Genomic DNA, 13,263 nt, shown 5'->3' on the forward strand with positions numbered 1-13,263 from the left:
AAGTTTATCGCGTATATAATGAATGAAACTGTATTTGAATCAAATTTAGCTCTCATTTAAATTAATTCATTATTGTTATATGTGATAATTTTTTAAAATAATGCGCCATAATTATATTGATATGTTATACAAGATAGATTTAATTGACGTAGTTATGCATACCTACCTAATAGATAATCAAATAATTTATCAGCAGATTTAATTAATCGTTATAATAAAGCCGGTTTTAGTTAGGTTACCTTGGTATCACCATTTTACTACAGTCTGTAAGATCAGGTTGTTAGGGGGTATCATCTATTTTTTGTGTTGTCTGTACTTTTTATGTGGCAACTTTTTATATGATATGAAGAGAGAATGTCACATAAATTTTTATGTACTAACTCTTAATGAAATAGGTATGGAAGCTGTTTTTTTCGTAAAGTCAATACTGAAATTATTTACCATAATACATGACTACATGGATAAGTGACTAATGATTTTACTGACTTAATGGAATAGGATTTTTCTCAATAATGAACGTAGCGCACTTTTAGTTTATTTAAAAATAGTTGCGAAATATTCTTTTAATCAAATTGTGTGGAAAACTATTAATATATCAAGGTGCTATGTGGTTAAGCTAACGATAAGACAGTATGTAATGAGTGCTATAATGACTATTATTGCTATTGCCATCATTGGTATAGCTGCAACATTCTATTTTGAATCTCCACGCCCCAGTGTTGCGCATGTATTATCTTCGGAACCTATCAAATCAACGGTTGTTTTTCGTCAATCCTATTGTCATATTGCAGTATTTCCCATTCCTGTTACAGTAAAAGGGATTACGCATAATCATTTGATTAAATATGAGTATCGTATTTTAACTCTTATTAACCACTTGAAAATTAATAGAAAATATCCTGCTTTAACCCACTCGGCGTTAAAAAACTGTATAGAAATTCATTTTAAGAAACCACGTGTTGTTGCCTATGACGTAAATTATGTGATTGGTGAGCAACCAGGAAAAGTCAGGATAGAGTACAAACCCAATGACTCTATCCCTTTAAATGAGAAAGGACAATTGATCCTGAAATCGTATTCACCACAATGAATTTCTTTGACTTCTTAGCTGAAAATAAAAAGGATTGCACTTTTTCGCGCTTAGTTCACATTAAGTTGTAAATTTGTGAACTGGGCAAAATAGTGCAACCGTGACATTACTTTTTTATCGCGATCAAGTGGCTTGATTAGGCATCACTTTTGTGTAGATCGAAATTTTCTAATAATTGCTGGATAAACGATAAACGAGTAGCCCGCTCGGTTAATTCAGTCATAAATTTCAATTTATAGGAACCATCCAATCGGTAAATATTGGGCTGCACTTGTAACAAACTAATTAGATAATTCGGGTCGACTTTATTATTACTACCAAATTCAATAAAACCTCCTTTTTCATGGGCTTCAATGCGTTTGATACCGAGTTGTTGAGCGGTCAGGCGAATAGAAGCAGAGTGCAGCAGTTGGCGTCCTGAATCGGGTAGAATACCAAATCGGTCAATGAGTTCGACTTTCAGCTCATCCAATTCGAGATTATTTTGTGCGCTGGCAATCCGCTTATAGAAAGATAAGCGGATGTTGACATCTGGAATATAGTCATCAGGTAAAAGCACAGGCATACGCAATTCTATCTCAGTCTGGTTGTTGGTGAGATCTTCAAGCGAAGGCTCCCGCCCATTTTTAAGGGCATCAACAGCACTTTCCAATAATTCCATATAGAGGGTAAAGCCGATGCTGGTCATCTGCCCACTTTGGTCTTCACCCAACAATTCGCCGGCGCCCCTAATTTCCAAATCGTGAGTAGCCAATGCAAAACCCGCCCCCAGATCTTCGAGAGATGCAATGGCTTCAAGCCGTTTTTGTGCATCGCGGGTCATGGCTTTTGGATGTGGTGTCAGCAAATAAGCATAGGCCTGATGATGGGAGCGCCCGACACGCCCACGTAATTGGTGTAATTGGGCTAGGCCAAAATGATCGGCACGTTCAATGATAATGGTATTAGCACTGGGAATATCGATCCCCGTTTCGATGATAGTGGTACATACCAGAACATTAAAACGTTGACGATGGAAATCCGTCATAACGCGTTCCAGATCACGTTCACGCATTTGCCCATGTCCCACAACAATTCTGGCTTCGGGAACCAACTCTTCCAGCCGGGTTTTTGCCTTTTCGATATTTTCAACATCATTATATAAATAGTAAACCTGCCCACCGCGCAAAATTTCACGCAGGATAGATTCACGTATCACCAGGCTATCATATTCACGGACAAAGGTTTTGACCGCCAGCCGACGGGCAGGGGGAGTGGCAATAATGGAGAGATCGCGTATGCCACTCATTGCCATATTAAGCGTACGGGGGATCGGGGTGGCGGTGAGTGTCAGGATATCAACATCTGCCCGAATCGCTTTGATACGCTCTTTATGGCGAACGCCGAAACGATGCTCCTCATCAACGATCAACAAACCGAGATCTTTCCAGCACAAATCACTTTGCAGTAGTTTATGAGTACCAATAATGATATCTACTTTACCCTCCGCTGCCATATCAATGACTTGCTGTTGCTCTTTTGCACTACGAAAGCGTGACATCACTTCAATGTGCACAGGCCAATTGGCAAAGCGATCGCGGAAGTTATCATAATGCTGCTGTGCCAATAAGGTGGTTGGCACAAGAACGGCGACTTGCTTATTATTGATGACGGACAAGAACGCGGCACGCATTGCCACTTCTGTTTTGCCAAACCCGACATCACCACATACCAGCCTATCCATAGCAATAGGTTCGCACATATCATCAAGTACGGCATTGATGGCCTGTTCTTGATCTGATGTTGTGTCAAATGGAAAACTTTGGCAGAACAGTTGGTACTGTTCGCGATCGTTGTGGAAAGCGAAACCCGGTTTGACGGCCCGTTGTGCGTAAACATCCAGGAGTTCGGCAGCAACATCACGCACCTTTTCAGCCGCTTTCTGGCGCGCCTTGTTCCATGCCTCTCCGCCCAATTTATGCAAGGGAGCGCTTTTCTCAGCACCACCCGCATAGCGACTGATGAGATGAAGGGAAGAAACAGGCACATACAATTTATCTTTTCCGGCATAAGTCAGGATAAGATACTCTGCCTTAATGCCACCCGCTTCTAATGTTATCAGCCCCTGATAGCGCCCAACGCCATGTTCAAGGTGAACAACCGGTTGTCCATGCCGTAATTCAGCGAGATTACGGATCAATGTATCGGTATTAATTGTGCGCCGATTATCCTGGCGACGACGGCTGACACGTTCGCCAAGCATGTCACTTTCACAAATCAGAGCGAGATTGTTATCTTCATCAACAAAACCTTGCTCTGCGGCACCAACCATCAAATAATAGCCAGAAGTATTGGCATCGGTTAGCTGGTCTATTTTTTTCGGATTGATTTTGATGCGGGATAATAATTCTTGTATGGATTCCCGGCGTCCTTCACTTTCCACTGAAAACACGATCTTGCCACTGAATTGCGCCATAAAACGGCGTAATTTATCCAATGGCTCTTTTTGCTGTGCTGCAACCGATAAATCAGGCAGAGGATGATAGGCTAAGTTGGTATTTCTGGCCTTTTGGGGAAGAGGTTCATTATCAACTTCAATACGAGGCCAATTTTTTAATCCTGAGAAGAGTGTATTGACAGGCAACCAGAGCTGTTCGGGAGTGAGTAACGGACGCATAGGATCAACGTTGCGGCTTTCAAAGCGTTGTTGCGTATCTTGCCAGAAACGTTCCGCAGCACTGACCAAATTCTGGGTAATCAATAGGGTATTGTCGGGCAGATATTCAAAGATGGCCGCTAAGGGATGTTCAAAGAACAACGGCTGCCAATATTCGATGCCAGCAGGTAGCACTTTTTTACTGACTTGCTGATAAATATGTTCAGCATCACGACGGACTTCGAACTGTTCGCGCCATTGGCTGCGAAACCGCTCAATCGCATTTTGATCGGTTGGGAATTCATGGGCTGGCAATAAATTGATCTTTTCCACTTCGGCCAGTGTGCGTTGGCTATCCACATCAAAAGTGCGTAGGCTATCTATCTCATCATCAAAAAAATCAATACGATAAGGGTATTCACTCCCCATAGGGAACAGATCAAACAAGGCACCACGTGTAGCAAATTCGCCATGTTCAAGTACCTGTTCAACACTGCGATAACCCGCTTGTTCCAGTTCTGCCCGCAGTTTATCACGTGAAAGTCGTTGCCCCTTGTGCATGACCAATGCATGACCTTTGAGATAATCGTGGGGGCAGACACGTTGCATCAACGTGTTGACGGGAAGGATTAATGCCCCTTTCGTCATAAAGGGGAGGTGAAAAAGCGTAGACAGGCGATTGGAGATAATTTCTTGGTGAGGCGAAAAACTATCGTAGGGCAAAGTTTCCCAATCTGACATCGTATTTATTGGTGCGTCGGTGAACTGTTGAATTTCATCCCGCAATCGTAGGGCATTTTGCATATCTTTGGTCACCAGTAGTATTGGCCCAGGGTGACGTTCAATGATTTCGGCGCATTCAACGGCACAGGCTGCACCTGTCAAATGGCCCAAGCCGCGGGTATCGCCGCGGCTTTCAGGAAGTTGATAACGATATTTTGCTGACATAAGCGTTTGATGTGTTTCCTAAGATTCAGTCCATTCCCAACACATTTTTAACCCAGTAGCCTTACAATAAATACGCTGGCAGGTTGAGAGAAAGTAAAAAAAACCACAGAACCGGGATACGGGTGGTTCCATAAAGTATTGCTACCCTTTATTATCCTCGAACACTTTGCTTTGGCAACAGGGGCGTAACAGATTTCATGTTTCAATCTGTCTCATTATTTATAGGATTGCGCTATATGCGCGGGCGGGCGGTCGATAAATTTGGCCGTTTTGTTTCATGGTTGTCAGCGATTGGCATTACGTTAGGCGTAGCGGCCTTGATTACAGTATTGTCAGTCATGAACGGTTTTGAGCGTTCATTAGAAAGCAGCATCCTGGGCTTTATGCCGCAGGCTATCATTACATCGGAAAAAGGCTCTATCAACCCGGTTGAACATCCGAATAGCCAGCTTGCGGGATTAAAGGGGGTTAATCGCATGACCTCTATCGTACAAGGGGATGTGGTGCTACAGAGTCTCCACAATGTGGGTGTTGGTGTCATGTTAGGCATTAATCAGGATGAATATGCGCCATTGGCAGAACATCTTGTTAATGTTGATCGAAACCAGCTCCAACCCGGACGTTATTCTGTCATTCTGGGCGAAAAATTGGCGGCCAAATTAGGGGTAAAACGGGGTGATCAAATCCGTATTATCGTGCCGAGTGCCAGCCAGTTAACACCAATGGGCAGAATTCCCAGCCAGCGTTTATTCACGGTAGCGGGTACCTTTTTCGCCAACAGTGAAGCTGATGGTACGGAAATGTTAGTTAACCAACAGGATGCGGCCAGATTGTTGCGTTATCCCATTGGTTATATTACCGGCTGGCGCTTGTTCCTCAATGAGCCATTATCAGTCGATGAGTTAAGCCAGCAAACCTTGCCAAATGGGTTGATATGGAAAGATTGGCGCGAACGCAAAGGAGAATTCTTTCAGGCGGTTCGCATGGAGAAAAATATGATGGGGTTATTACTGAGCCTGATCATTGCTGTCGCGGCTTTTAACATTATTACCTCTCTTTCTCTGTTGGTGATGGAAAAACAGGGTGAAATCGCTATCTTGCAGACGCAAGGGCTGACCCGCCGTCAGGTGATGGCCATTTTTATGATCCAGGGAGCGGGAGCCGGCATTATTGGTGCTGTATTGGGAACGGGATTGGGAATATTGCTTTCCAGTCAGTTAAATAACCTCATGCCGATTATCGGCCTGCTGGCTGAGGGCATTCAGTTGCCTGTTGCGATTGACACTACGCAAGTGATACTGATCGCCATCAGTGCCATGCTGATCTCCTTAATCTCGACGCTGTACCCTTCCTGGCGCGCGGCTGCCACCCAACCTGCTGAGGCTTTACGTTATGAGTAATCACCCTTTATTACTGTGTCACCAACTGTGCAAAAAATATCAGGAAGGAAAAATTTCGACAGAAGTATTAAAGAATGTCACTTTTTCCCTGCAACAGGGGGAAATAATGGCCATTGTCGGGAGTTCTGGCTCTGGTAAAAGTACCCTTTTGCACTTGCTTGGTGGTTTGGATTCACCTACGACTGGTGAAGTTCGGTTCAAGGGGCAATCACTCAACCAAATGTCTTCGTCTGCGCGGGCAGAATTACGTAACAGTGAAATTGGTTTTATTTATCAGTTTCACCATTTATTGCCTGATTTTACTGCACTGGAAAATGTTGCGATGCCGCTCCTGATTGGTGGGCAAAAACGCCGTGCTCAACAAAAAGCGCGGGATATGCTGGCGGCGGTTGGGTTGGAAAATCGGGCACATCACCGGCCATCTGAGCTGTCAGGGGGAGAGCGCCAACGTGTTGCCATTGCGCGGGCACTGGTAAATGAACCGTCATTAGTGTTGGCGGATGAACCAACGGGTAACCTTGACCAACAAAATGCAGACAGTGTGTTTCAGCTCCTGCAAGAATTGAACCAACAGCAAGGCACTGCGTTTCTCATTGTCACTCACGATCTGAAATTAGCCAATCAACTGGCTCGTCAGCTAGAAATGCGTGATGGGTATTTACAGGATGAATTAACCCTGACGGCGGGGGAGAGGTCATGGTAAATCTGCCTCTTGCATTATTTACCGCATTACGATTTAGTCGTGGCCGACGTCGTTCAGGAATGGTTTCCCTGATCTCTGTCATTTCGACGCTGGGTATCATGCTGGGTGTCGCGGTGCTGATTATTGGCCTGAGTGCCATGAACGGTTTTGAACGAGAGCTGAAAAACCGGATACTTTCCGTCGTGCCTCATGGACAAATTTATGCGGTGGAGCAGCCTTTTCAGGATTGGGAAACCGCCCTTAAGCGGGTAAGAGAAACGTCAGGGATTGCCGGAGCCTCTCCCTATATTGAGTTTACTGGCCTGATGGAACGCGGTGAAAAGCTTCATGCTATACAGGTACGGGGCGTCTCTCTGGATACCGAGATGAATGTGAGTACTTTACCCCAGTTTGTGCGTAATGGGGTATGGAAAACATTCAGGGCAGGAAAAAATCAGGTGATTTTAGGGCAGGGCGTGGCTCATGCACTGCGCGTGAAACAAGGTGATTGGGTGACTGTCATGATCCCCAATAATGATGCAAGCCTGAAACTTTTGCAGCCTAAACGTATCCGTTTACAAGTTGCGGGTATTTTCCAGTTAAGCGGCGTGTTAGATCACAGTTTAGCCCTTGTTCCTTTGCCTGATGCCCAGCGCTATCTGGATTACGGTCATGCAATAACAGGTATTGCCATTAAAGCAGATAATGTTTTTGCCGCAGAACAGCGTGTGTGGGATGCAGGTAACGCCACGGGGAAATATGTCTATATCAGCACGTGGATAAAAGATTATGGTTATATGTACAACGATATCCAGATGGTGCGTAGCATTATGTATTTGGCAATGATTCTGGTTATTGGTGTAGCTTGTTTTAATATCATTTCAACCCTGATTATGGCTGTGAAGGATAAAAGCAGCGACATCGCCATCCTACGCACGCTGGGTGCCAGGGATAGCCATATCAGGGCAATTTTTTTATGGTATGGATTACTAACAGGCATGATAGGTAGCATAACCGGTGTTGTTGTCGGGGTTTTCACATCATTAAATTTGACGACTATCATTAAAGCACTGGAAACGCTGCTTGGGCATCAACTCCTTTCAGGAGATATCTATTTTATCGATTTTCTGCCGTCAGAATTGCATCTTATGGATGTGTTTTATGTTTTGTTAACGGCATTAGTATTAAGCTTGTTGGCGAGTTGGTATCCTGCTCGTCGGGCCAGTAAACTTGATCCAGCGCGAATTTTGAGTGGACAATAGTATATCGGGGTATCAACGCGTATCTAAGCACGCTATCGTATCTCGCTGAATCGGTAAAATGGATCGGCTGAAAGAACATACTAAAAACACATTAAGGAAATAATCTATGCGGGTTCTTCATCGGCACAGTAAATTTTACCGAGTCAGGCGATTACGGCGTCAGCGGTCATATAGACAAAACTTTTACAGGGATATCCGATTGGCAAATAAAATAGAAAAACCGTATGTGGTGGTTCTGACAGGTGCCGGCATTTCTGCTGAGTCAGGCATTCAGACATTTCGCTCTTCTGATGGCCTGTGGGAAGAACATCGGGTCGAAGATGTTGCGACTCCGGAAGGTTTCCTGCGTGATCCTGATCTGGTTCAGGCATTTTACAATGCGCGCCGAAAGCAGCTCCAGCAACCTGACATCCGGCCTAATGCGGCACATTATGCTTTGGCGGAACTCGAACGTGAGTTTGGTGACCATTTTTTATTGGTGACACAGAATATTGATGATCTGCATGAACGGGCGGGAAGCCGTCGGGTTCTGCATATGCACGGTGAATTACGGAAAGTTCGGTGTTGTCAATCAGGGCAGGTAGTTGAATGGACGACTGATCTCACTATGGAAGATCGCTGCCATTGTTGCCAGTTCCCGTCCCCATTGCGCCCTCATGTGGTGTGGTTTGGGGAAATGCCGTTGGGGATGGAACAGATTTATTCTGCTTTAGCTGATGCTGATATCTTTATTGCTATCGGAACATCGGGTCACGTTTACCCGGCTGCGGGGTTTGTGCATGAGGCTAAATTGTCCGGGGCGCACACTGTTGAGTTGAATCTTGAACCTAGCCAGGTCGAGAATTTGTTTGATGAAAAACATTACGGGCATGCCAGTAAAATAGTTACGCAATATACCCAATCCTTAATTCAGCAGATAAAGGCAGATAAAAGCTGATTTGACGCAATACCAACGCTATCCATTTTTTCCATAATAAATTCATATGAATGAGGGAGGGAGAAGATGGATAGATTATTAGCGCGTTTTTTTCAATATATTGCCTTTAATACTCAAGCAAAACCATCTGCTAAAACCATTCCCAGTAGTAACGGTCAATTGGATCTTGCCAAAGTGTTATACGAGGAGCTGATCCCGCTTGGTTTTGCTGATGTGACTCTCAATGAGAGGGGGTGTGTTATGGCCACATTGCCCGCAAATGTTGCAATACCAGTGCCTGTCATTGGTTTTATTGCCCACCTCGATACCTCACCGGATTTTTCTGGTAAGCATGTTAATCCCCAGATTGTGGAAAATTATCGTGGCGGCGATATTGCATTAGGAATGGGAGATGAGGTGTTGTCGCCGGTCGTGTTCCCTGTGTTACATAGCTTGTTGGGAAAAACATTAATTACGACGGATGGGAAGACACTGTTGGGTGCTGATGATAAAGCCGGGATCGCTGAAATCATTACCGCACTGGTGCGCTTGAAACAGGGAAATACGCCCCATGGTGATATTCGGATAGCATTTACGCCGGATGAAGAAATTGGCAGGGGGGCGCACTATTTTGATATAGAGGCTTTCGGCGCAGAATGGGCCTATACCGTTGATGGAGGCGGAGTAGGAGAATTGGCATTTGAAAATTTCAATGCTGCATCAGTGGCAATCAAGATTGTGGGTAATATGGCTCATCCGGGCAGTGCCAAAGGCGTCATGGTTAACGCATTGACATTAGCCATGAGCATTCATCATGCCTTGCCTGCTCAAGAAATCCCCGAACAGACGGAAGGCTATGAAGGTTTTTATCATTTGCAGAGTATGAAAGGCACAGTCGAACGTGCCGAGATGCACTACATCATTCGGGATTTTGACCGGGTTAATTTTGAACAGCGTAAAAAAAACCTCATTGCGATTGTGGAAAATGCTGGAGAAGGATTACCCCCAGACTGTTATATTGAGCTGGCGATAGATGATGATTATTACAACATGCATAGCGAGATGCTTAAATATCCCCATGTTATTGCCATTGCTAAACAAGCGATGCTGGATTGTCATATTGAGCCGATAATCCAGCCGATACGTGGGGGGACTGATGGTGCAGAGTTATCTTATCGTGGCCTCCCATGCCCGAATATATTCACAGGTGGCTATAATTGTCACAGTAAGCACGAATTTATTTCACTGGAGGGCATGGAGCAAGCAGTTAATGTGATTATGCGGATTGCTGAATTGACGGTAACTCACGGAAATCATGTCCCGCCTGAATAACATTCCGTCATTCAGAAAATAAGGGGCAACCCATCTTGCCCCTTAGTTCGGATTAATCATTAAAATACCAATAACCGCTATTGACCAAAGCCGTAAGCAGGCTGACAAATCGGACATCATCGATAGCGTCACCCAGAAGTTCAGCGTTGACTTTGTCATATTGGCAAATGGCATCGGCGGCATGGAGATGAGGAGTATCCATCCATTCGCCATTGACGAAACATTGATCGCCAACCCGCAGGACGCGCAGGCCACTCAAGCGATTTAATTCCTCGCCTTGTTTTAGCAAATCATAAATCTCATCGCTTTCATAAGGAGGTTCAGGCGGTGCCAGATCTAATTCATGGCGCGATTGGGAGATAAATTCGCCAAACCAATGTTGGAAAGTTTCTGGTTGTTCCAACAATTCACGCATCATTGAACGCAGTGTGTCCAACTCGGTTGTCTGGATCTGGGCGGGATTATTACGAAATGTCAGTCCAGGATCACTGTAGCGATGGCTTCCCAGCTCGTTTGCCAGAATATAATCAGCAAATCCACTGAATAATTCACGGGCATTGGGGGCACGGAATCCCACTGAATAGTTCAGTGAGTCCTCAATAGCATAGCCTTCGTGTGGGAAACCCGGTGGAATATAGAGTATATCGCCCGGTAACATCTCTTCATCAATGATTGCCTCAAAGGGTTCAACCTGCAACAAATCAGGGTGAGGGCAATGCTGTTTCATGGAGACTTTTTCACCTACCCGCCAGCGCCTGCGCCCTTTTCCTTGAATGATAAAAACATCATATTGGTCAAGGTGGGGACCAACACCACCGCCGGGTGCGGAGAACGAGATCATCAAGTCATCCATGCGCCAGTCAGACAACACACGGAATGGTTCCATCAGTGCAGAAGAGGGGGAGATGCCAATGGTCAACAGCTTGTACAAGCAAAGACCAGTTTTTTTCGCCTAAATGGTCGTAGGTTTCAAAGGGTCCGTGGGAAACGTCCCAGCGCCCATTTTTCTGACTAACCAAACGGCTATCGATTTCATTTTCCATCGCCAGACCCGCCAGCTCATCGGGGGAAAGGGGATCAATAAACTGATGGAAACCCTGTTTAATCAGCAATGGTCGTTTTTGCCAATGGTTTTGCAAAAACGCCTGCCAGTCCAGATTTAGCTGATAATCCATGGTGACATCCTGAAGTGAGGGGTGAATTTCGCGCTATTATAACGAATAGTCAATGACGATATCAGATTTGGTTGAAATATTTTGAGATTGTGCTGGTTCTGACATGCGGGTGGGAAGTTGCCTGTTGGCTGGATAGTTATTTATTGGATGTTAGTATCAACGGGAGTGATGGCTCCCGTTTTTCATTTAGGGCTTTAGCCAGTTTAAGAAGCCCTATGCTTCTTAAACATAAAACCACCCGCTATGCGGGTGGAGATCAGGGGGTTATACCAAGAAAAACACCTTTCCGTTACGATATAGATGTTCAAGCTAATATGCGTAACTAAGAAGGAAAGGTGTTTATGGGAATTAAAGCACAAAGCTTGGCCCACACAAAGTGGCTCTGCAAATACCATATCGTCTTTTCGCCGAAATACAGACGTAAAGTTATTTTTGCAAGTTTACGTTCAAGTATAGGTGAGATTTTAAAAAACCTTTGTAAGTACAAAGGGGTAGAAATAATAGAAGGACATTTGATGCCAGATCATGTGCATATGTTGGTGAGTATCCCGCCGAAAATCAGTGTATCGAGTTTCATGGGATATTTGAAAGGTAAAAGTTCACTGATGATATTTGATAAGCACGCGAATCTAAAATACAAATTTGGCAACAGGAAGTTTTGGTCAGAAGGATATTATGTGAGTACAGTAGGACTCAATGAAGCCACGATCCGTAAGTATATCCGAGAGCAGGAAAAGCAAGATTTCATACAGGATAAATTGAGTGCACGTGAGTATGAGGACCCCTTTAAGGGGTAAGCCAAAGAGACAATGACATTTAGCTTGAACAAAGAGAAAGCGGCGTCATTTTGGCGCAGTCGGTAACATGCCCTTATAGGGCGAGAGCAAACCACCCGCTATGCGGGTGGTTTTGATTTTAACTTCGACATATATTAGGCTCTATGTGCTATCTTTTTCTATTTTTTCCACAATCTTATTGTATTCTTTCCAAACAACAGACATTGGTGAACTCAAACAGCAGATAGAGATTGAACCCCCTGTTGCAGGGTGGTATTCATACTTCGATTTTCCTCTATAAACTCTCTTGGGCAGTATATTGTCTGCGGGGTTTTTTCTTTTTCGCTCTAACATCAATTATAACCTCACTTGCAGATTATCTGATGGCCAGATAGTGGATTATTAACATCTTACTAACCTGTTATTGTTGTTTCCTATTGTAAAAATAACAACTGAAAATTTTAATATGCAATGGTGACTTTTTCCAACTATCACAGTATTAAAATTTAATAATCTCATCTTAAGTGAAATATCACTATATGTTTCCGAAAATTTTAGAAACTTAAAGATTAAACTTTGTAATTACCCCAATTTTTTTAATGAATTTGGTTATTACTACATTAATGATATAGCAGTGCGTGATTATCTAAATTTGTTCTATGTATTTTGTTTGACATGACATCAATAACTTCCAGTTAACATAGGCTCTATACACGATAAACTTCAAGTTGCCATCCGCAAGACGACGCGAGGCCTTATATTTCCCCGCGCAGCGGGGAAATATAACACGCATCCTGAAGTTGAATGGGTATATATGCTGTGGGCATTGGAATAGGTATTAGATTGACGCTGGTTTTGATAGGTTGTATTTTAGTTGCCAACTGGTTTCTTATTTTAAGTCCAATTGTTAATTCATTTATGTTTCTTGCTTATATATGGGAAGAAAATTTCTGCGTGTTTTTTGTGCTAAAAATATAATTAGGCGGCTTGAAATAAGAAATGAAGCGTTTATGGATATCAAAACAAATGTTCAATAACGCTAAAGTA

8 protein-coding genes and 1 pseudogene are annotated in these 13,263 nt (G+C 43.8%); 7 read left to right on the forward strand and 2 right to left on the reverse strand.

Annotated features, from left to right (window positions below):
• Positions 1-607: 607 nt before the first annotated feature.
• A complete protein-coding gene (gene umoD / locus PXH59_RS02940; RefSeq protein WP_434223337.1) occupies positions 608-1,090 on the forward strand; it encodes a UmoD family flagellar biogenesis regulator in 483 nt (160 codons plus the stop codon).
• Positions 1,091-1,226: 136 nt separating this feature from the next.
• Here umoD and mfd read toward each other — a convergent pair whose 3' ends face one another.
• Positions 1,227-4,673 carry a transcription-repair coupling factor gene (mfd, locus tag PXH59_RS02945; RefSeq protein ID WP_285810284.1) on the reverse strand — a complete coding sequence of 1,149 codons (3,447 nt, stop codon included), beginning with the start codon at positions 4,671-4,673 and terminating at the stop codon, positions 1,227-1,229.
• Between the two features lie 197 nt (positions 4,674-4,870).
• Here mfd and lolC point away from each other — a divergent pair, with 197 nt between their 5' ends.
• From lolC to pepT, 5 genes are all read left to right on the forward strand, one after another.
• Positions 4,871-6,073, forward strand: a complete 1,203-nt coding sequence (gene lolC / locus PXH59_RS02950) for a lipoprotein-releasing ABC transporter permease subunit LolC (protein ID WP_285810286.1) — start codon at positions 4,871-4,873, stop codon at positions 6,071-6,073.
• Positions 6,066-6,776, forward strand: a complete 711-nt coding sequence (gene lolD / locus PXH59_RS02955; RefSeq protein WP_047767402.1) for a lipoprotein-releasing ABC transporter ATP-binding protein LolD — start codon at positions 6,066-6,068, stop codon at positions 6,774-6,776. Before lolC ends, lolD begins: the two co-directional genes overlap by 8 nt.
• On the forward strand, positions 6,770-8,017 hold the full coding sequence (gene lolE / locus PXH59_RS02960; protein ID WP_285810287.1) for a lipoprotein-releasing ABC transporter permease subunit LolE: 1,248 nt from the start codon (positions 6,770-6,772) through the stop codon (positions 8,015-8,017). Before lolD ends, lolE begins: the two co-directional genes overlap by 7 nt.
• Positions 8,018-8,123: 106 nt before the next feature.
• Positions 8,124-8,954: a Sir2 family NAD+-dependent deacetylase gene (gene cobB / locus PXH59_RS02965; protein ID WP_047767406.1), complete on the forward strand. Its 831-nt coding sequence runs from the start codon at positions 8,124-8,126 to the stop codon at positions 8,952-8,954.
• Between the two features lie 66 nt (positions 8,955-9,020).
• Positions 9,021-10,265, forward strand: a complete 1,245-nt coding sequence (pepT, locus tag PXH59_RS02970) for a peptidase T (protein ID WP_285810288.1) — start codon at positions 9,021-9,023, stop codon at positions 10,263-10,265.
• A 52-nt stretch (positions 10,266-10,317) separates the two neighbouring features.
• Here the strand turns inward: pepT and PXH59_RS02975 are convergent.
• Positions 10,318-11,440, reverse strand: a pseudogene (locus PXH59_RS02975) (ribosomal protein uL16 3-hydroxylase).
• Positions 11,441-11,781: 341 nt separating this feature from the next.
• Between PXH59_RS02975 and tnpA the strand changes: the two are divergent.
• On the forward strand, positions 11,782-12,237 hold the full coding sequence (tnpA, locus tag PXH59_RS02980) for an IS200/IS605 family transposase (protein WP_047767579.1): 456 nt from the start codon (positions 11,782-11,784) through the stop codon (positions 12,235-12,237).
• Positions 12,238-13,263: the final 1,026 nt, after the last annotated feature.

Source organism: Xenorhabdus bakwenae, from assembly GCF_030272115.1.
In the GTDB taxonomy this organism is placed as follows: Bacteria; Pseudomonadota; Gammaproteobacteria; order Enterobacterales; family Enterobacteriaceae; genus Xenorhabdus; species Xenorhabdus bakwenae.

Bases quoted from the DNA above. Each gene is read 5' to 3' on its own strand.
- mfd (WP_285810284.1), bottom strand. From the start codon at position 4,673: ATGTCAGCAAAATATCGTTATCAACTTCCTGAAAGCCGCGGCGATACC.
- lolC (WP_285810286.1), top strand. From the start codon at position 4,871: ATGTTTCAATCTGTCTCATTATTTATAGGATTGCGCTATATGCGCGGG.
- lolD (WP_047767402.1), top strand. From the start codon at position 6,066: ATGAGTAATCACCCTTTATTACTGTGTCACCAACTGTGCAAAAAATAT.
- lolE (WP_285810287.1), top strand. From the start codon at position 6,770: ATGGTAAATCTGCCTCTTGCATTATTTACCGCATTACGATTTAGTCGT.
- cobB (WP_047767406.1), top strand. From the start codon at position 8,124: ATGCGGGTTCTTCATCGGCACAGTAAATTTTACCGAGTCAGGCGATTA.
- pepT (WP_285810288.1), top strand. From the start codon at position 9,021: ATGGATAGATTATTAGCGCGTTTTTTTCAATATATTGCCTTTAATACT.
- tnpA (WP_047767579.1), top strand. From the start codon at position 11,782: ATGGGAATTAAAGCACAAAGCTTGGCCCACACAAAGTGGCTCTGCAAA.